This window comes from Bradyrhizobium sp. S3.12.5, assembly GCF_040548225.1.
In the GTDB taxonomy this organism is placed as follows: Bacteria; Pseudomonadota; Alphaproteobacteria; order Rhizobiales; family Xanthobacteraceae; genus Bradyrhizobium; species Bradyrhizobium cytisi.
Window position 1 is genome coordinate 1 of record NZ_JBEPRF010000011.1, and the last position, 18,831, is coordinate 18,831.

The following is an 18,831-nucleotide window of genomic DNA, read 5'->3' on the forward strand; positions in this document are numbered from 1 at the left end:
TGGTCGCATCGTCGACACCTACACGCCCGCAGAATCCACAAACTACTTCGTGGCCGCAGGGTACTTGCAACCTGATCGGCTAACGCTCTAGCGGCATCGCGTCTCGTTGCTGCAAGCAACGCCGCGGCGGAATCACTTCGGTGTTGCAGGGTGGGCGAGGACAGCAATCGCTCGATGTCGGCGGCTGCGTCGCCGTCGCGGGCCTTCTGCAGCAGCGCGTGGCGCTCGGCGCCGGCGTCCTTAACTTTTGTTGGAACCGGGGCGGTGGCTCCCGGGTTTCCCTGTGACGGCGCTATTGCGCTTTCGAAGTCCAATCCGGGTCCCATACTCACGACCGGAGCCAACCCGACGTGCCCAGCGATGAGATCCGCGCGGCGCTCATCAGGCGCCTGCGCATCTCGTCCGCGATCGCGGACGAGGACATCAAGGAGATCGAAGCCCTGCCGATCTCGGTGCGGCAGTACCCCGCCGAGACGGCGGTGGTGCGCGACGGCGAGCGCGCGACCGATTGCTGCCTGATCGCGGATGGATTCTGCGCGCGCTCCAAGACCATCGCGAGCGGCAAGCGGCAAATCCTTTCGCTGGACATCCCCGGCGAAATCCCGGACCTGATGAGCCTGTTCCTGCATGTGATGGACCATGATCTGTCGACGCTGACGCCGGCGACGCTCGGCTTCATCAGCCACGAGGCGCTGCTAAAGCTGCATCGCCGCAGGCCTGTTCTCGCCGAGATGTTCTGGCGCGACACGCTGATCGACGCGGCGATGTTCCGCGAATGGATCGTCAATGTCGGCCAGCGGCCCGCGCCCGCGCGGCTTGCGCATGTCATGGTCGAATTGCGCGAACGCCTGAGGATCATCGGGCGCGTCGACGAGGGCAGCTTCGAGATGCCGCTGACCCAGGAGCAGATCGGCGAAGCGCTGGGCATTACCGCGGTGCACGCCAATCGTGTGATCAGGCAGTTGCGCGAGGAGGGCATCGTCGAGCTGCATCGCGGACGCGTCACCGTGATCGACGAGCGGAGGTTTCTGGAATTGGCGGATTTCGACGACCGTTATCTGCACCAGTCGCCAACGCTTTGATGGATGTCCTTTACGACTCCCGCTGCCTCCAATCATCGAGGGTCGGCGTCGCCATGTCGAAACGGTCGCGAATGGTCGAGCAGGTGCTGCCGCCCAGCCTTGCAACGGCATCGAGCCGCGCCGGATCGATGTGCAGGCGCTCGGCGTCGACGACATCGGCGTGATAATGCGCGAACAGGATCTCGCCCATGATGATCTGCCGCGACTTGCCGAGCTCCAGCGTGATGTGGCGGCGGCATTCGAACGCGGCCGGCGCCTCCTTGATCCAGGGCGACGCCACGGTCTTGCCGGGCATCGCGGTCAGGCCCGCGGCCTTCAGTTCGTCATGCTCCGGCGAGAACGGCACGGCGCAGACATGCATCGCTTCGGCGATTGCGTGCGAGACGATGTTGACGGTGAACACCTCGGTCAGGCGGATGTTGAGACCGGTATCCTTGAACCGCATATCCGGATGGTTCTCGACGCCGAGCGCAAGGATCGGCGGATCGGCCGACAGGCAATTGAAGAAGCTGAACGGTGCCGCGTTGATCCGCCCGTCCGGATCGACCGTCGTCACCAGCGCGATCGGCCGCGGCACGACCGTGCCGATCAGCAGCTTGTATTTGTCGCGCGCCGACAGTTCGCGGAAGTCGAACGTCACGTCGCCGGGGTCGTGAGCACCGCTGTCCATCATGCCTCTCAGGTCCGAACGGCAATCGAACCAGCGACCACCGCGAATTTTTTCGGAACAATTATCAGCGCTTCAGACCAATATGCGAGCGGAAGATTTGAGCAAAGGCCGCTACGTTTTCCGCTGGTCCTCGTGCGGCTCGTCCTTGCCGCCAAGCGCGCGGTGGACGTGGCGCTCGATGCGCCGGCCGACCGTGAGCAGCACAAAGGCCAGCGCCAGCGCGACTGCGACGATCTTCCATTGCCCACCACCGCAGACCACGCCGAGGCAGGCGGCAAAGAAGGCGCAGGCGGCGCTGGTCAAGCCGCGGACACGAAACCGCTCGCTCTCATGGACGATGACGCCGGCACCGAGGAAGCCGATGCCGGTGAGGATGCCCTGGATGACCCGGCTCGTCGCATCGGCGGCCTTGCCGGGCTCCGCGAGTTGCAGCGCCAGCAGGACCATTGTCGCGGTGGACAGGCCGACGATGCCGAGCGTCTTCAGCCCGATCGGCTTGCCATTCAGGTCGCGGTTGAGCCCGATCGCGCTGCCGGCGAGCGTCGCGACGCCGAGGCGCAGCAGGATTTCGGACCAGTCGAGCTCCGTCATTTTTTCGGCAGACGTCCCATCAGGTAAAACTCCTCGTTCGGCCGCATGCCGGTGAAATTCGCCAGCCGGTTCGACAGCGCGAAGAAGGCGGAGATCGCGGCGATGTCCCAGATGTCGTCGTCGCTGAAGCCGTGGGGACCGAGGCTTGCGAAATCCTCCTCGGAGACGCGCTGCGCGTCCGCCGAGATCTTCATCGCGAAATCGAGCATCGCCCTCTCGCGCGCCGTAATGTCGGCCTTGCGGTAGTTGATCGCGACCTGGTCGGCGATCACAGGATTTTTGGCGCGGATGCGCAGGATCGCGCCATGGGCGATCACGCAATATTGGCACTGGTTGGCCGCCGAGGTTGCCACCACGATCATCTCACGCTCGGCCTTGGTGAGGCCGCCGTCCTTCTCCATCAGCGCGTCGTGATAGGCGAAGAACGCGCGGAACTCGTCGGGCCGGTAGGCCAGCGTCAAAAACACGTTGGGCACGAAACCGCTCTTTTCCTGCACGGCGAGGAGACGCGTGCGGATGTCGTCAGGAAGCGTGTCGAGAGCGGGTGCGGGGAAGCGTTGCGCAGGCTTTATCATGGGCATGGATTCCGGCTAGGGGCCGGCAACCATAGTCGATGCGGGAGGCGGGCTCAACGTGCCGGTCTGCGCCCCGGACGCGGCGCAGCGCTTCTTCAGCGGTGCGCTGCAGGGCCGGGGCCCATATTTCCGAGAAAGCAGTGTGTGCGGCATGGGTCCCGGCTCTGCGCAGCAACGCAAGAGCGTTGCAGCGCGTCCGGGACACGAGAGTTACCGCAGTGGCTTCTTCAGCAGCGAGAAGCGGTCCGGATCGAGGCCCATCGAGGGCTGCAGCATCGGTGTCTCGGCCGGCGCCAGCGTCTTGGCCGGCGGCGCCTGGAACACCGGGTCGTTCGGGACGTCGCGCTGCGAGGTCGCACCGCGCCAGCGCTCGAGCACGGCACCGACAAAATGCATGTCGTGACCGGAGGTGACCGACGGCACGCTCGAGATTGTGGCTTCGCCGCGCGGCAATTGATGCGGCGGCACCTCCTTGAAGCGCAGCCGTGTCGGCAGTGCGACGCCTTCGCCGAACGCCAGCACCTCGCGGGTGCCGAGCGATGGCACGAAGGACAGCAAATTCGCGGCCGCATCCGACACCGCGGCGCGCAGCAGCGCCTGGTCGCGCTCGTTGGCAAGACGCATCGTGAACAGCGTGTTGCACTGGGAGATGATGGTGGCGTCGAGCTCGGCCGGGCGCTGCGTGATCAGGCCGAGATAGACGCCGTATTTGCGGCCTTCCTTGGCGATGCGCGACACCGCCTTGCGGGTCGGGCCGAAGCCGACATTGCGGTCGGCTGAGGCATAGCGGTGCGCTTCCTCGCAGACGAACAGCATCGGCGAGACGCCGTCGCTCCACAGGCCGAAATCGAAGGCCATGCGGCAAAGAACCGAAACGACGGAATCGATGACCTCAGCCGGGAAGCCGGCGAGCTGCATCACTGTCATCGGCTTGCCGTTGGCGGGCAGGCGGAACAGATGGCTGATCACTTCGGCCATGGTGTCGCCGCCGACATTGGCGTTGTCGAACATGAAGGCGTAGCGCGGATCGTTGCGGACCGCCTCGATGCGCGAGATCAGCTTGTGATAGATGATGCGCGAAGACCGGTTTTCCAGCTTACCCATGCGCTCGTCGATCAGCGAGATCAGATCGACCAGACGGTACGGCACCGGCGTATCGACGGTGAAGCCGATCTGCTTGGGGTCGATGCGCTTCAGGCCGAGGCGATCGGTGTTCTGGTATTGCGTATAGATGCCCTTGGCGATCGGAATGACTTCGGCGAGGACGTCGAGCTCCTCGGGCACCCCGGCGCGGCCGCCGAACAGCACGTCGACGATTTCCTCGAAATTGAACAGCCAGAACGGCAGCTTCAGGTTTCGCGGGTTGAGCACCAGCGCGCGGTCGCCGAAGCAGCGGCCATATTCGTTGTGCACATCGAGCAGGAAGATGCGCAGGTTGGGCCGCGCTTTCAGGATCTCGTTGAGCAGCAGCGATACGCCGGTGGATTTACCGACGCCGGTCGACCCCAGCACCGCGAAATGCTTGGAGAGCATTTCCTCGATATCGACATAGGCGACGACGGAGCGGTCCTGCTGGAGGAAGCCGACATTGATCTGGTCCGAACCGGTCGGCGCGTAGATGGTGCGCAGCTCCTGGCTGGTGATCAGGTCGACGGAATCGCCGATGGTCGGATAGTTGGTGACGCCGCGCTGGAATTTGGCCTTGTCGGCGGCGTTGAGGATTTCGCCGAGCAGATCGACCGACGCGATCGCGATCAGATTGTCGGTGCTCGAGAGATTTTCGCAGGACACCTCGGTGATCATGGCGACGATGACCGAGCTGGCGCAGCGGATGCTGACGAAGCGGCCGACGGTGGCCCGAACCTCCGAGACCGGCATCTGGCTTGCGGCCAGAAGCCCGACCCGGGCGAGCGACCCGCGAACCGAAATCACGCGTCCAAAGGATGTCACGATGGATGAACCTGGAAAGTCCGAGGAGTTTAACCCCGACTATGCGAGGCGGGGCTGGACAAACGGTTAAACGGCAGGCGCGGGGGCTTTGTTAAATCTGCGACAATTCGGTTGGTAGGTTTGTTCCCAATGCATGCTCGTCGGCGAAATCGGCCGGGAAATGCTGCTTCGCGGGGCCTTCGGGCGCAGAAACGAATTAAGGAAGATTTTACCATTCGGGCAGTCCGTCCGCCATTCGGCGGGACGGCCGTTCACGGCGGCGACGGCGCTCGTCCCGGGCAGGGCACACCTTGGTTTGTTGACGAGACCTAATCATTTGTACATTAGTACAAATGAACCCAGCAGCCTCGGTGCCGCCCCGGCGCATGCGCCAATTGCACCTGGCGCCAGATTGCGCGATTCCGGGAGACGGATCGCAAGCCACATTTTGGAGGAACCCCATGCAGCCCGAACCGATCCTCGATCTCGCTCATCTCGGCCACATGGAGCTGCTGACGCCGAAGCCTGACGAGAGCCTGAAATTCTTCGTCGACGTCATGGGCATGACGGTGAGCGGGCAGAAGGGCGAGTCGGTCTACTTGCGCGGCTGGGACGATTACGAGCGCTATTCGCTGAAGCTGACGGCGTCGAAGACCTCAGGCATGGAGCACATGGCGCTGCGCGCGCGCAGCCAGCAGGCGCTGGAGCGTCGCGTCGCCGCGCTCAAAGGCTCGGGCTTCGACATCGGCTGGATCGACGGCGACATGGGGCAGGGGCCGACCTTTCGCTGCCGCGACCCCGACGGCCACATCGTCGAGCTCTATTACGAGACCGAATGGTATCAGGCGCCACCGGAGCTCAAACCCGCACTCAAGAACCAGGCGCAGCGCTTTCCCGCGCGCGGCGTCAATGTCCGCCGGCTCGATCATCTCAATTGCCTTGCCGTCGACATCAAGGCCAACCGCGAGTTCTTCGAGAACTATCTCGGCTGCCGCCTGACCGAGCAGATCGTGCTCAATGACGGCCGGGAAGCTGCGATGTGGCTGACCATGTCGAACAAGAGCTACGACTTCGCCTATTCGCTTGATCATTCCGGTACGCCCGGTCGCTTCCACCACGTCACTTACGCGCTCGACAGCCGCGAGGAGATTCTTCGCGCCGCGGACATCTTCCTGGAGAATGGCATCCATATCGAGACCGGCCCGCACAAGCACGCGATCCAGCAGACCTTCTTCCTCTATGTCTACGAGCCCGGCGGCAACCGCGTCGAAGTCGCCAACGCCGGCGCCCGCCTCATCCTTGCACCGGACTGGAAGCCGATCGTGTGGACCGAAGAAGAGCGCAAGAAGGGCCAGGCCTGGGGCCTGAAGACGATCGAATCCTTCCACACCCACGGCACGCCGCCGGTGGAAATGAAGAAGCACGCTTAATGCGCTGACGCACGGATTCGCGCGATCGTCTCGCGGACGCCGGTCCATGCCGGCTTGTCCGGCGCAAACTGCCCGCGCAGGAAGGTGATGAGCTCCTCGACCTGGGCGTCGCTCATGCTGCCCCTGAACGCCGGCATGTAGCCGAGGTCGCTCGATGCGGGCTCAGCGATGCCGTGCAGGATCACCTGCACGAGATTGTCCGATGTCGCACTGTGCAGATTGCTGTTGACCGCGAGCGAGGGACGGCTGCCGAACAGCGGCAGGCCGCCGACCTCGTGGCAGACGGCGCAGGCGCCCTGATAGAGCCGTGCGCCGCTGGACGAGGCGACGGTGACCTGCGTCGCGCGCTCCAGCCTCGCTGCCAGGGCGGGCGCGTCGGCCGTCGTGTCGTTGAACGAGCCGAGATAGACAGCCATCGCGCGGATGTCGGGGTCGGGCAGCGCTTTGAGATCCCTGACAACAGGCGCCATCGGCCCGGCGGCGACGCCGTGGTAGCGCGAATGGCCGGTGCGCAAATAGGCGAACAGCTCGTCCTCGCTCCATGGGATCGGCGCGTGCGAGAGCGAGGTCAGCGGCGGCGCCTCCCAGCCCTCGGCAGAGCCGCCGGCGAGATAGGCCTGGCGCTGCTCGGCGCCGAGCGCATTGCGCGGCGAATGGCAGCCGCTGCAATGGCCGAGGCTCTCGACCAGATAGGCGCCGCGATTCCACTGTTCGGATTTGGCGGGATCGGGCTTGAACTCCTTGGTCTGGTGGAACAGCGCATTCCACCCCGCGAGCAGCGGGCGCAGATTGAAGGGGAAGGCCAGATTGTTCGCCGGAGCTCTCGCGCGCGCCGCGGGCTGCGCCATCAGATAGGCGTAGAGCGCCTGCATGTCGGCATCATCAGTCTTCGAGAAGTGCGTGTACGGGAAGGCGGGATAGAGCTGCCGTCCGTCGCGATGCAGCCCGTCGCGCATCGCGCGCTCGAAAGCGGGATAGGACCAGGCGCCGATGCCGGTCTCGACGTCTGGGGTGATGTTGGTCGAATAAATCGTGCCGAACGGCGTCTCCAGTGCGCGACCGCCGGCGTTGAGCACGCCCATGAGGCTGGTGTGGCACTCCGCGCAATTGCCGAGGGCCGCAAGCTGCTGGCCGCGCGCGATTGTCGCGGCGGAATAGACTGATGCGTCGGGCCGCGCGATGGGCGCAATGGCGCGCCCGGGCAGAAGCGCCGCGCCGATGCCGATCGCGGCGGTGCAGACGGCTGCAACCGTTGCGAAAATGCCGGCGCGTTTGGCGAACGGATTTTCCCAGATGCGAGACGGCGGCGGCGTGGCGGGGGCGGGCAGGGCCTGCGGCACGGGCGATGTCTCGCCGTGCAATCCCCTGAGGATCCGCTCCGGCGTGAACGGCGGCTCGCGGAAGCGCACGCCGGTGGCATCGAAGATCGCATTCGCAATCGCCGCTGCGCTCGGGACTGAGGCGGACTCGCCGACGCCGAGCGGCGGCTGGTCCGGCCGCGGCAGCATCAGCACGTCGATCTTTGGCACGTCGGGGAAGGGCATGATCGGATAGGCGCCCCATTCCCGCGCCGCCACGGCGCCGCGCTCGAACGAAACCTCCTCCATCAGCGCGCGGCTGGTGGACTGGATGACGTTGCCGTGGATCTGGTGGCGCACGCCGTCCGGATTGATCATCAATCCGGAATCCTGACCGGCGACAACGCGGGTGACGCTGACGTCGCCGGTAGTCTTATTCACCGCGACGTCGGCGACCCACGCCGACCAGGCTGCGCCATAGCCCGGAAATTTGCTGTGAACATAGAGCGCATAGGCAAAGCCGCGCCCGTGCGCGACCTCGCCGTCTTTCTCCTCGCGGACCGGCCGCGGCGTCCAGCCCGCGCGCTCGGCTACCGCATTGACGAGATCGACGGCGCGCTGGTCTTTGAGATAGCGCAGGCGATATTCAATGGGATCGACACCGGCCTCGGTCGCGGCCTCGTCGATATAGGATTCATGCGCAAACGTGTTCGGCAGCGCCGAGACGCCGCGAAACCAGGACGCGCGCACGATCGGCGCCATGTCATGTGCGACGACGCGCATGTTGTCGTAATCATAGGGCGGGATCGCGGTGCGGTCGCCCATCTCGAGCATGGCAGGTTCAGGCGAGATTCGGCCGGTCAGCAGCAGCGCGAGCGTCGGTGCCGCGTTCGACGGATAGCGCGTGGCGAGATCGTAACCCGCGATGCCGCCGTCGGCATCGAGGCCGCCGTTGACGTCGATGAGCTGCGCGGCGCCCTTGGGCTCCCAGGCGTGCTCCTGCTCGCGCGTCAACTGCACGCGCACAGGCCGGCCGACCGCGCGGGATAGCAACAGCGCGTCGGCGCTGACGTCGTCGGCGCAATTGCGGCCGTAGCAGCCGGCGGCCTCGAGCCGGATGACCTCGACCTCACTCTCCGGCCGCTCGATGAGCAGAGCGAGGTCACTGCGCAGCAGGTGCGGATTCTGCGTGCCCGACCAGACGCGGACATTGCCATCCCGGAAATCTGCGACCGCGCAGGACGGGCCGATCGAGGCGTGCATCTGGTATGGCCAGACGTAGGTGCGCTGCATCGGCTTGGCGGCGCCTGATATCGCCGCATCGACGTCGCCCTTGTCGATCAGCGTGCGTGGCGTCGATGGATGGGCCCGTAGCGCAGTCTCGACATCGGCGAGATCGGCGAGCTCTGGCGTCGGCTTCCAGGTCACCGCGAGCTGTTCCGCCGCGCGAACAGCATTCGCCTCGCGCTCGGCGACCACGCCGACGAAATCGCCGATGCGCACGACGGCCACGAGGCCGGGGATGTCGCGCACGGAAGCTTCGTCAACCGCGATCAGGCTGGTGCCGACGAACGGGCCGGCATCGACGCCGGAGTAGGGCGGACGCACCACGCGGCCGTGCAGCATGCCGGGCAAGCGGACGTCGTGGACGAAGGTCAGCTCACCCGTGGCCTTGGCGGGAAGATCGACGCGCGGCAGCGACTGGCCGACGATAGCGTAGTCGCTGGCGGCCTTGACGGCGACGTCGTCGGCGAGTTCGAGGCGAATGGTCTCGCCGCCGATCAGCTCGCCATAGCTGACGCTGCGATTATGGCCGCGTACGAGGCCGTCTTCGATGCTGAGATCGGCAGCTGGTAGCTCCAGCCGCTCTGCCGCGCGCGCGGTCAGGAAGTGGCGCGCCTGGGCTGCGGCCTTGCGCAGCGGGACGGCAGTGATCTGGATGGTCTCGCTCGCAATCGTCGGGCCCTGGTTCGGCACGATGGCAGTGTCGCCGAGCACCACGACCACGCGCGCAAAGGAGACGTCGAGCTCTTCGGCGACGATCTGGCCGAGTGCGGTACGGATGCCGGTACCGAGATCGACATGGCCGTTATAGGCCGTGACCGACCCATCCGCGGTGATGCGGACGAAGGTTTCGGACGTAATCTCGTCCACGGTGCGGACGACGACGAGCGAACCCCGCTCAGCTCCGTTCGAGAGAGGCGAGGCCATCAGTCACCGGCCTCGGCAAGCTGGCCCGATGCGCGCATCACGGCGCGCAGGATTTCGACGTGCGTGCCGCAGCGGCAGAGATTGTAGCGCAGCGCGGCGAGCGCTTCCTGCTCGGTTGGTTGCGGGTTGATCGCAAGCAGCGCCTTGGTGGTCATGATCATGCCGTTGAGGCAGTAGCCGCATTGCGCGGCCTGCTCGGCGATGAAGGCCTGCTGCACCACATCAGGCTTGTCGCGCGTTCCGAGCCCTTCGAGCGTGACTATGTCGCGCCCGGCGCAGCCGGCCACTGGAATGACGCAAGAGCGTGCGGCCGCGCCGTCGATCAGGACAGTACAGGTGCCACATTCACCGAGGCCGCAACCATATTTTGGGCCGTTGAGGCCGAGATCATTGCGCAGCACATAGAGCAGCGGCGTCTGGCGCTCTGCCGTGACGTCGTGGATCCTGCCGTTCACGGTGAGGCGGATCGGTGTCTGCGTCATCCTCGTTCCCAAGCCCTGCGATCGCAAAAATTGTACGTCGCGACGATACCGTTTGTACACAAACGTGCAAGCGGCCATGCCGCAGTGCAGCGCAACTGCCCGCTTTGTGGACAGAGCTGGGAGGCAAATGGGGTTTTATTCGGCAGGCGCGCCTTTTCGCGCGCGGCGCCGCTTGACAGCACTCAGGACCACGCGCAACATCGTTCGTATACGAATGATAACCGCCGCTGGCTTTGACATGGTGATGGAAACAACGGGCGCTGCCACCGACAAGATCCGCTGCGATGCCTGTCCGGTGATGTGCTACATCAAGCCTGGCGCGGCGGGCGCTTGCGACCGCTATGCTAACCACGACGGCAAGCTTGTCCGCGTCGATCCGCACATCATCCTCGAACGCACGGTTTCGCAGGGCGGCAAGCTCGTGCCGTTCAGCCGCACCGAAGACTGGGACGGCAAGATCGTCCATGAGCCCTCCACCTTCGTGACCGCGATCGGCGCGGGCACGACCTATCCGGATTACAAGCCAGCGCCGTTCATCGTCTCCTCCGAGATCGACGGCGTCGACATGGTGACCGTGGTCACCGAGGGCATCTTCTCCTATTGCGGCATCAAGGTGAAGATCGACACCGATCGCTATCTCGGCCCGGAAACCGCGACCGTGCGCGCGCAGGGCGAGGCGGTCGGTCACGTCACGACCAGCGAATACGGCTCGCAGATGTTGTCGCTCGGCGGCGTGCATCATCTCACCGGCGGCTCCAAGAAGGAGGGCCGCGTCACCTGCGACACGTTGATGGACCTAGCCAATTGCAAGGCGGTGGAGCTGACCATCGACGGCGGCGCGAGCGTGGTGGTGCAGGCCGGCCAGCCGCCGATCGTCAACGGCGTGAAAGAAGAGCGCATGCGCGTCGGTTGCGGCTCGGCGACGATCGGCATGTTCGCCAAGCAATGGCACGGCAAGGTCGACGAGGTCATCGTGGTCGACGACCACATCACCGGCGTGCTCAGTGAACATCAGGCCGGCAAGCTGCTCGACATCGCCGACACCGGCATCAAGATGAAAGGCCGGCGCTCGACGCCCGGCCGCTACTTCCAGGTCGCCGATCCCGGCACCGGCTGGGGCGGCACTGACATCTCCGATCCGCTGGCGATTCTCGGCCCGTTCGATGCGAAGGGGGCCAAGCCCGGCCTCTCGATGCTGATGGTCTCCACGACCGGCGAGCATTCCTCTTACTACGTGCTCGACGAAACCTTGAAGCCGGTCGAAACGGAGATGCCTGATGACCTGAAATTCTCGGTCGAGCGCATCCAGGAGAATTGCGAGCCCGCGCTGTGCACCGTGCTGTTCATGGCCGGCGCGGGGGGGTCGTTGCGCGCCGGCGTCACCGACAATCCGGTGCGGCTGACGCGCTCGGTGAAGGACGCGTTGACGCGTGTCACCAGCGGCGGCGCGGCGGTCTATGTCTGGCCGGGCGGCGGCATCACCTACATGGTCGATGTGACGCAAATGCCGTCAGGCGCGTTCGGCTACGTGCCGACGCCGGCGGTGGTGGCGCCGATCGAGTTCACGATGAAATTGACCGACTATGCCGCGCTCGGCGGGCACATGGACTATGTGAAGCCGCTGTCCGAGGTGAGGGGCGGTGAGGATGTCCGTCAGCTGGCCTGGCAGAACCCGATCCCGGGACGGCGGGCATGACACGGCTCCCGCAAATCGCATTGCTGTCTGATGGCCGGCGGCTGCATTTGCAGGATGGACCGATTGATCTGATCGTCGAAGCGAGGGGGCGCGAGCACGAGGTGCGCGCGGCTTATGAGGCCGCAGTGCGCCGCCTCACCGGCCTGCTCGACGAGCTCTGTGCGGAATTGCCGGAACTGAGGGCTGCCGCCGAGAAGCTGACCTCGCTGAAGGGCGTGGTGGCGCGTCGGATGCACGCCGCTGTCGCGCCTCATGCCGCCGATTGTTTCATCACGCCGATGGCTGCGGTGGCAGGCAGCGTGGCCGAAGAGATTCTCGGCGCGATGCTGGACGCTGCGTCGCTCGACCGGGTCTACGTCAACAATGGCGGCGATATCGCGCTGCATCTCGGGCGGGGCGAGCATTTTTCGGTCGGGCTGATGGATCGGCCGGACCGCGACGGGGTGATGCGCACCATCAGGGTCGATGCGGATGATCCGGTGCGCGGTATCGCGACCAGCGGCCGCCACGGCCGCAGCTTTTCACTCGGCATCGCCGATGCGGTGACGGTGCTGGCGGCGACGGCGTCGCAAGCCGACGCGGCTGCGACGGTTATCGCAAATGCCGTCGATCTGCCGGGGCACCCCGCCATCATCCGGCAACCCGCAAACGAGCTTCAGCCCGACAGCGATCTCGGTGCGCGTCTCGTCACCCGTGCGGTCGGTGAATTGTCGCAGAGCGAGATCGTAGCCGCGCTCGAATCTGGCGCGGAATGTGCACGGCAGTTATTCGATCGCGGACTGATCGAGGGTGCCGTGCTGCGGCTTTGTGGTGATATGCTTGTCATCGGAACCAGGGATATGGAAGAGCAGCGACCGCGTCAGCTTGCGCTGGAGAACGCGGACTGTGCCTGAACAGGGAAGCGAAGCATGAGCGCGATCATCCGCAAGATCGTCACCGTCGTCGAAGAGACGCAGATGGAGATGGGCCGCCAGGTTTCGCCGCCGACCCGGCGCGCCGCGGCGATTGCCGTGATCGAAAATCCCTTTGCCGGAAAATATGTCGAGGACCTGTCGCCGCTGATCGCGATCGGCGAGGAACTCGGCGAGCTCCTGGCGAAACGCGCGGTCGCCGCACTCGGCATCGATGGTGCGAACGCGCAGAGCTACGGCAAGGCCGCGGCCGTCGGCGAGAACGGCGAGCTGGAGCACGCCGCCGCGATTCTCCACCCCAAGATGGGTGCGCCGGTGCGCAAGGTGCTGAGCAAGGGCGCGGCGCTGATTCCGTCGTCGAAGAAGCGCAGCGGCCCCGGCACGACGCTCGACATTCCGCTCGGCCACAAGGATGCGGCCGTCGTGCGCAGTCATTTCGACGGCATGGAAGTGCAGATCAACGACGCGCCGCGCGCCAACGAGATCATGGTCGCGGTCGCCGTCACCGACAGCGGCCGTCCGCTGCCGCGCGTCGGCGGGCTGACCGTTGCGGAGATCAAGGGCGAAGACGGTTTGCGTTAATTCTTTCAAAAAAGTGGAGGTTGGGATGCGAGCAACAAACTATTTCGTCGGGGCGGCTTTTGCGCTTCTGGCGGGCGGCATGGGTCATTCGGCCCTGGCGCAGGACATCAAGATCGGCGAGATCAACAGCTACTCGCTGCTGCCGTCCTTCACAGAACCCTATCGCAAGGGCTGGCAGCTCGCGGTCGAAGAGATCAACGCGGCCGGCGGCATCAACGGCAAGAAGCTTGTCGTCATCTCCAAGGACGACGGCGGCAAACCGGCCGATGCACAGACCGCGGCCAACGAGCTCGTCTCCAGCGAGGGCGTCGCGATGCTGACGGGCACGTTCCTGTCCAACATCGGCCTCGCGGTCAGCGATTTCGCCAACCAGAAGAAAGTATTCTTCCTCGCGGCCGAGCCGCTGACGGACGCCGTGACCTGGGCCAAGGGCAACAAGTACACCTTCCGCCTGCGTCCCTCCAACTACATGCAGGCCGCGATGCTGGTGGAAGCCGCCAGCAAGCTGCCGGCCAAGCGCTGGGCGACGATCGCGCCGAACTACGAATACGGCCAGTCGGCGGTCGCGGTGTTCAAGAAGCTGATGTCGGAGAAGCGCCCCGATATCCAGTGGGTCGACGAGCAGTGGCCGCCGCAGGGCAAGATTGACGCCGGCCCGGTGGTGCAGGCGGTGGCGCAGGCCAATCCGGAAGCCATCCTCAACGTCACTTTCGGCCCCGACCTCGTCAAGCTCGTCCGTGAAGGCAACACCCGCGGGCTCTTCAAGGGACGCGAGGTCGTGTCGTTCCTGACCGGCGAGCCTGAATATCTCGACCCGCTGAAGGAGGAGACGCCCGAGGGCTGGATCGTCACCGGCTATCCCTGGTACTCGCTCAAGACGCCCGAGCATGACGCGTTCCTGAAGGCCTACCAGACCAAGTACAACGACTATCCGCGCCTCGGCTCGATCGTCGGCTACCAGACCATCAAGGCGGCTGCCGCCATCCTCGCCAAGGCCGGCTCGACCGATACCGACAAGATGATCGCAGCGGCCGAAGGTCTTTCGATGCCGTCGCCGTTCGGTGAGATTACCTTTCGCAAGATCGACCACCAGTCGACCCTTGGCGCCTTCGTCGGCAAGACCGCGCAGAAGGACGGCAAGGGCGTGATGGTCGACTTCTCCTACAAGAAGGGCTCGGACTATCTGCCTGGTGATGCCGAAGTCGAGAAGCTGCGGCCGAAGGATTGATGATCTTCTCCCTCGCCCCGCTCTTCGCGGGGAGAGGGCTGGGGTGAGGGGCTCTCTCCACGCCCCGCGCTGGTGGAGAGAGCCCCTCACCCGGATCGCACCGGACGATGCTTCGCATCGCCGAGGGCGATCCGACCTCTCCCCGCAAGCGGGGAGAGGTGACTTCAAACCCAACCCGGACCGCCGATGGCCTTTTACGTCGTACAGTTTCTGACCGGTCTCGCCAGCGCAGCGTCGCTGTTCCTGGTGGCCTCGGGCCTGTCGATCATTTTTGGCGTGACGCGGATCGTGAATTTCGCGCATGGCGCCTTTTACATGATCGGCGCCTATATCGCGTTCACGCTGACCGAGCGCTTCTCAGGCGCGTTCGGCTTCTGGGGCGGGGTGCTCGTGGCAGCGCTCGCCGTGGCGCTGATCGGCGTCCTTGTCGAGATGGTGCTGCTCCGGCGGATCTATCATGCGCCCGAACTGTTCCAGCTGCTCGGTACATTTGGCCTGACCCTGATGGTCGAAGACCTCGTGGTGCTGATCTGGGGACCCGACGATCTCGTCGGCCGCCGCGCGCCGGGCTTCAAGGGTGCGGTCGATTTCTTCGGCCAGAACATCCCGAGCTATGATCTGTTCCTGATCGCGCTCGGGCCGGTCGTGCTCGGCATCCTCTGGCTGCTGTTCCAGCGCACGCGCTGGGGCGTGCTGGTGCGCGCGGCGACGCAGGACCGCGACATGGTCGCAGCGCTCGGCGTCAACCAGAAATGGCTGTTCACCTCAGTGTTCGCGGTCGGCGTCTTCCTGGCTGCGTTGGGCGGCGCGCTCCAGATCCCGCGCGATGCCGTGCATCACGCCATGGATTTGCGCATCATCGTCGAGGTCTTCGTCGTGGTCGTGATCGGTGGGCTTGGCAGCATCATCGGCGCCTTCGTTGCGGCCGTGCTGGTGTCCGAGCTGAACGCCTTCGGCATCCTCATCTTCCCGAAGATCTCGATCATCCTGGTCTTCCTGGTGATGGCGGTGGTGCTGATCGTTCGCCCGTGGGGCCTGTTCGGCAAGCCCGAGGCGCCCGCGCGCAAGACGCCGGGTCTCACCGTCAATCCCTGGCGGCCGCTGACGTCGAACGAGCGGCTGGCGGCGCTCGCAGCCCTCGTCATCGCGGCGACGTTGCCGCTGTTCGCCGGCAATTACGCACTCACCGTCGGGTCCGAGATCGCGATCTTCGTGATCTTCGCCGTCAGCCTGCACTTCCTGATGTCGGTCGGCGGGCTTGCGTCGTTTGGCCATGCGGCCTATTTCGGCCTCGGCGCCTATGGCGTCGCCTTCCTCGCCAAGATGGCGGGGCTGCCGATGATCGTCTGCCTGTTGCTGGGGCCGCTGCTCGGCTGCATGGGCGCTGCCGTGTTCGGCTTCTTCGCGGTGCAGCTCTCCGGCGTCTATTTCGCCATGCTGACACTCGCCTTTGCACAGATCGTGTGGTCGATCGCGTTCCAGTGGGTGAGTGTGACCGGCGGCGACAACGGTATTTTGAGCATCTGGCCGGAGAAATGGGCGGCGAGCCCGTCGCATTTCTACTGGCTGGCACTCGGTGTCGCGGCGCTCGTGACCATTGCGCTCCGGATCGCGGTGTTCTCGCCGTTCGGCTATGCGCTCCGCGCCACGCGCGACTCGGTGCTGCGCAGCGAGGCGGTCGGCATCAACGCCAAGCGCATCCAGTGGACGGCCTTCGTGATTGCGGGCACCACCGCCGGCATCGGCGGCGCGCTGTTCGCCTACCTCAAGGGCAGCGTCTTCCCGGATAATCTCGGCATCTCGCTCTCGGTCGATGCGCTGGTCATGGTGCTGCTCGGCGGCGTCGAGACGGTGTCGGGCGGGGTGATCGGCGCGATTGTTTACAAAGCACTCAATATCTGGCTGGTGAGCCAGACCGATCTGTCAAAACTGGTGCTCGGCGGCTTCATCGTGCTGATCGTCGTCGTCTTCCCCAAGGGTATTGTCGGCATGCTGGAGCTGCTGGCGCAGCGGCGCAGGAAGTCATCGCCGCCGGGATCTTCCCTGTTGGCCAAGCCGATCGAGTCCGCCGAATGAGCGTCGCACCCCCACTTCTCGCGGTCGAAGGCCTGACCAAATCCTACGGCGGCATCCACGCCGTGCGCGGCGTCTCGTTCTCGCTGCGCGCCGGCGAAATTTTGGCGCTGATCGGTCCGAACGGCGCGGGCAAGAGCACCTGCTTTGACATGCTCAACGGCCAGAACAAGCCTGATACCGGGCACGTTCGCCTGCTCGGCGAGGAAACCACCGGCAAGAGGCCGCGCGACATCTGGCGCATGGGCGTTGGACGCACCTTCCAGATCACGGCCACTTTCGCCACCATGACCGTACGCGAGAACGTCCAGGTCGCGCTGATCTCGCACGGCAAGCAGCTGTTCAATCTCTGGGGCTCGGCGCCGAATGTCGACCGCGGCGAGGCCGGGCGGCTGCTCGAGCTGGTCGGGATGAGCGGCTATGCGGATCGACCCTGCGGCGAGCTTGCCTATGGCGACCTCAAGCGGCTCGAGCTCGCGGTCGCGCTTGCCAACCAGCCGAAACTGCTCTTGATGGACGAGCCGACCGCCGGCATGGCGCCGCGCGAGCGCGTCGAGCTGATGCGGCTCACCGCGCAAATCGCGCGAGAAAAATCGATTGGCGTGCTCTTCACCGAGCACGACATGGACGTGGTGTTCGAGCATGCCGACCGCATCATCGTGCTCAATCGTGGCACGTTGATCGCCGAGGGCTCGCCGGCCGAGGTGCGCGGCAATCCGCAGGTGCAGGCGATCTATCTCGGCGAAGGCCTGCTCTACGAGGCCGGGCATCGCGAGGGGGCCTCCATATGAAGCTCACGGTGCAAGACCTCAACAGCCATTACGGCCCGGCGCATATCCTGTTCGACATTGGTTTCGAGGTCGGCGAGGGCGAGGTCGTGGCGCTGCTCGGGCGTAATGGCGCCGGCAAGTCGACCACGTTCCGCTCGATCGTCGGACTCGTCGCGCAACGCACCGGCCGCATCATGTTCGAGGGCAAGGACGTCTCGGCATGTCCGACGCATGAGATCGTGCGCGAAGGCCTCGGCTATGTGCCGGAAGAGCGGCGCATCTTCACCGATCTGACGGTGGAAGAGAATCTCGAAGTCGGTCGCCAGCCGAAGCGCCCGAATGCGCCGTACTGGACTCGCGAAAAGCTGTTCACGCTGTTTCCGAATCTCGGCGAGATGAAGGGGCGTCCCGGTGGCCGCATGAGCGGTGGCGAGCAGCAGATGCTGACGATCGCACGCACGCTGATGGGCAATCCGTCGCTGGTGCTGCTCGACGAGCCCTCGGAAGGCCTGTCTCCGAAAATCGTGGAGCAGATGGTCGATGCCATCCTGACCATGAAGAAGGAGGGCGTCAGCATCGTCGTCTCCGAGCAGAATTTGCACTTTGCGCGGTTGATTTCCGATCGCGCCTATATCATCGAGCGCGGCCGCATCTGCTTTGGCGGGACCATGGCCGAGCTCGATGCGCGTCCGGATATCCGCGACGCGCATCTGTCGTTGTGAGAGGCGGGGAGCGGATGGCGAGAAGCGTTACGGCAAAGAAGAGCCTGAAGCAGGGCAAGCCGCCTTACGTGCTCGACGAACAGGTCGGCTTCATCCTGCGCCAGGTCTGGCAGCGCCACAGCTCGATTTTCTCCCGCGACATCGGCACCAATCTGACGCCGACGCAATGGGCGGCATTGTCAAAACTCGCCGAGACCGGGCCGTGCTCGCAGAACCAGCTCGGGCGGCTGACCGCAATGGATGTTGCGACCATCAAGGGCGTGATCGATCGCCTCACGGTCCGCGGCTTGACCGAGACGAGCCAGGATCCCGAGGATGGGCGGCGCCTGCTTGTGAGCCTGACGCGCGCCGGTCAGCAGCTTGCGGAAAAGCTCGCGCCGAATGCGATTGCGATCACCCGCGAGACGCTGGCGCCGCTGGACGCGAAAGAGCGCGAGCTGCTGATGGGGCTTCTCAATAAGCTGAGGTGAAGCCAGTCTCGTAGGGTGGGCAAAGGCGCAAAGCGCCGTGCCCACCATCCTTCATCGCTTTGCAGGCGCGGTGGTGGGCACGCTTCGCTTTGCCCACCCTACTGCACCGTC

General features: G+C 65.1%; 16 protein-coding genes. 10 read left to right on the forward strand and 6 right to left on the reverse strand.

Annotated elements, in window-relative coordinates; genetic code table 11:
• Window positions 1–350 precede the first annotated feature (350 nt).
• A complete protein-coding gene (locus ABIC09_RS17385; protein ID WP_354033885.1) occupies window positions 351–1,082 on the forward strand; it encodes a Crp/Fnr family transcriptional regulator in 732 nt (243 codons plus the stop codon).
• Between the two features lie 10 nt (window positions 1,083–1,092).
• Here ABIC09_RS17385 and ABIC09_RS17390 read toward each other — a convergent pair whose 3' ends face one another.
• From ABIC09_RS17390 to ABIC09_RS17405, 4 genes are all read right to left on the reverse strand, one after another.
• Window positions 1,093–1,752: a flavin reductase family protein gene (locus ABIC09_RS17390; protein WP_148753180.1), complete on the reverse strand. Its 660-nt coding sequence runs from the start codon at window positions 1,750–1,752 to the stop codon at window positions 1,093–1,095.
• 111 nt (window positions 1,753–1,863) lie between these two features.
• A complete protein-coding gene (locus ABIC09_RS17395) occupies window positions 1,864–2,343 on the reverse strand; it encodes an MgtC/SapB family protein (protein WP_148753115.1) in 480 nt (159 codons plus the stop codon).
• On the reverse strand, window positions 2,340–2,918 hold the full coding sequence (locus tag ABIC09_RS17400; RefSeq protein WP_148753114.1) for a peroxidase-related enzyme: 579 nt from the start codon (window positions 2,916–2,918) through the stop codon (window positions 2,340–2,342). The genes ABIC09_RS17395 and ABIC09_RS17400 overlap by 4 nt, the downstream gene beginning before the upstream one ends.
• Window positions 2,919–3,128: 210 nt before the next feature.
• Window positions 3,129–4,868: an ATP-binding protein gene (locus tag ABIC09_RS17405; protein WP_148753113.1), complete on the reverse strand. Its 1,740-nt coding sequence runs from the start codon at window positions 4,866–4,868 to the stop codon at window positions 3,129–3,131.
• A 440-nt stretch (window positions 4,869–5,308) separates the two neighbouring features.
• Here ABIC09_RS17405 and ABIC09_RS17410 point away from each other — a divergent pair, with 440 nt between their 5' ends.
• A complete protein-coding gene (locus ABIC09_RS17410; protein WP_354085359.1) occupies window positions 5,309–6,277 on the forward strand; it encodes a catechol 2,3-dioxygenase in 969 nt (322 codons plus the stop codon).
• On the opposite strand, the gene ABIC09_RS17415 is transcribed toward ABIC09_RS17410, so the two are convergent.
• Together ABIC09_RS17415 and ABIC09_RS17420 are read right to left on the reverse strand one after the other, a co-directional pair.
• A complete protein-coding gene (locus ABIC09_RS17415) occupies window positions 6,274–9,786 on the reverse strand; it encodes a molybdopterin cofactor-binding domain-containing protein (RefSeq protein WP_354110010.1) in 3,513 nt (1,170 codons plus the stop codon). The two genes, ABIC09_RS17410 and ABIC09_RS17415, sit on opposite strands and share 4 nt — an antisense overlap.
• Complete coding sequence (locus ABIC09_RS17420) at window positions 9,786–10,268, reverse strand: (2Fe-2S)-binding protein (protein ID WP_354110011.1); 483 nt, start codon at window positions 10,266–10,268, stop codon at window positions 9,786–9,788. The genes ABIC09_RS17415 and ABIC09_RS17420 overlap by 1 nt, the downstream gene beginning before the upstream one ends.
• 238 nt (window positions 10,269–10,506) lie before the next feature.
• Here ABIC09_RS17420 and ABIC09_RS17425 point away from each other — a divergent pair, with 238 nt between their 5' ends.
• From ABIC09_RS17425 to ABIC09_RS17460, 8 genes are all read left to right on the forward strand, one after another.
• On the forward strand, window positions 10,507–11,964 hold the full coding sequence (locus ABIC09_RS17425) for a 6-hydroxynicotinate reductase (RefSeq protein WP_354110012.1): 1,458 nt from the start codon (window positions 10,507–10,509) through the stop codon (window positions 11,962–11,964).
• The gene (locus ABIC09_RS17430; RefSeq protein WP_354110013.1) at window positions 11,961–12,857 is read left to right on the forward strand and encodes a UPF0280 family protein; all 897 of its coding nucleotides are present in this window, start codon (window positions 11,961–11,963) and stop codon (window positions 12,855–12,857) included. The genes ABIC09_RS17425 and ABIC09_RS17430 overlap by 4 nt, the downstream gene beginning before the upstream one ends.
• Window positions 12,858–12,872: 15 nt before the next feature.
• A complete protein-coding gene (locus ABIC09_RS17435) occupies window positions 12,873–13,457 on the forward strand; it encodes an amino acid synthesis family protein (RefSeq protein WP_354110014.1) in 585 nt (194 codons plus the stop codon).
• A gap of 25 nt (window positions 13,458–13,482) precedes the next feature.
• A complete protein-coding gene (locus ABIC09_RS17440) occupies window positions 13,483–14,685 on the forward strand; it encodes an ABC transporter substrate-binding protein (RefSeq protein WP_354110015.1) in 1,203 nt (400 codons plus the stop codon).
• 186 nt (window positions 14,686–14,871) lie between these two features.
• Window positions 14,872–16,761: an ABC transporter permease gene (locus tag ABIC09_RS17445; RefSeq protein WP_354110016.1), complete on the forward strand. Its 1,890-nt coding sequence runs from the start codon at window positions 14,872–14,874 to the stop codon at window positions 16,759–16,761.
• Window positions 16,758–17,549, forward strand: coding sequence for an ABC transporter ATP-binding protein (locus ABIC09_RS17450; RefSeq protein ID WP_354110017.1), 792 nt, complete (start codon window positions 16,758–16,760; stop codon window positions 17,547–17,549). The genes ABIC09_RS17445 and ABIC09_RS17450 overlap by 4 nt, the downstream gene beginning before the upstream one ends.
• The gene (locus ABIC09_RS17455; RefSeq protein ID WP_148753103.1) at window positions 17,546–18,250 is read left to right on the forward strand and encodes an ABC transporter ATP-binding protein; all 705 of its coding nucleotides are present in this window, start codon (window positions 17,546–17,548) and stop codon (window positions 18,248–18,250) included. The genes ABIC09_RS17450 and ABIC09_RS17455 overlap by 4 nt, the downstream gene beginning before the upstream one ends.
• 14 nt (window positions 18,251–18,264) lie before the next feature.
• A complete protein-coding gene (locus tag ABIC09_RS17460) occupies window positions 18,265–18,720 on the forward strand; it encodes a MarR family winged helix-turn-helix transcriptional regulator (RefSeq protein WP_354033903.1) in 456 nt (151 codons plus the stop codon).
• The last annotated feature ends 111 nt before the right edge of the window (window positions 18,721–18,831 follow it).

Bases quoted from the DNA above. Each gene is read 5' to 3' on its own strand.
- ABIC09_RS17430 (WP_354110013.1), top strand. From the start codon at position 11,961: ATGACACGGCTCCCGCAAATCGCATTGCTGTCTGATGGCCGGCGGCTG.
- ABIC09_RS17415 (WP_354110010.1), bottom strand. From the start codon at position 9,786: ATGGCCTCGCCTCTCTCGAACGGAGCTGAGCGGGGTTCGCTCGTCGTC.
- ABIC09_RS17460 (WP_354033903.1), top strand. From the start codon at position 18,265: ATGGCGAGAAGCGTTACGGCAAAGAAGAGCCTGAAGCAGGGCAAGCCG.
- ABIC09_RS17440 (WP_354110015.1), top strand. From the start codon at position 13,483: ATGCGAGCAACAAACTATTTCGTCGGGGCGGCTTTTGCGCTTCTGGCG.
- ABIC09_RS17425 (WP_354110012.1), top strand. From the start codon at position 10,507: ATGGTGATGGAAACAACGGGCGCTGCCACCGACAAGATCCGCTGCGAT.
- ABIC09_RS17450 (WP_354110017.1), top strand. From the start codon at position 16,758: ATGAGCGTCGCACCCCCACTTCTCGCGGTCGAAGGCCTGACCAAATCC.
- ABIC09_RS17410 (WP_354085359.1), top strand. From the start codon at position 5,309: ATGCAGCCCGAACCGATCCTCGATCTCGCTCATCTCGGCCACATGGAG.
- ABIC09_RS17390 (WP_148753180.1), bottom strand. From the start codon at position 1,752: ATGGACAGCGGTGCTCACGACCCCGGCGACGTGACGTTCGACTTCCGC.
- ABIC09_RS17455 (WP_148753103.1), top strand. From the start codon at position 17,546: ATGAAGCTCACGGTGCAAGACCTCAACAGCCATTACGGCCCGGCGCAT.
- ABIC09_RS17435 (WP_354110014.1), top strand. From the start codon at position 12,873: ATGAGCGCGATCATCCGCAAGATCGTCACCGTCGTCGAAGAGACGCAG.
- ABIC09_RS17445 (WP_354110016.1), top strand. From the start codon at position 14,872: ATGGCCTTTTACGTCGTACAGTTTCTGACCGGTCTCGCCAGCGCAGCG.
- ABIC09_RS17400 (WP_148753114.1), bottom strand. From the start codon at position 2,918: ATGATAAAGCCTGCGCAACGCTTCCCCGCACCCGCTCTCGACACGCTT.
- ABIC09_RS17395 (WP_148753115.1), bottom strand. From the start codon at position 2,343: ATGACGGAGCTCGACTGGTCCGAAATCCTGCTGCGCCTCGGCGTCGCG.
- ABIC09_RS17420 (WP_354110011.1), bottom strand. From the start codon at position 10,268: ATGACGCAGACACCGATCCGCCTCACCGTGAACGGCAGGATCCACGAC.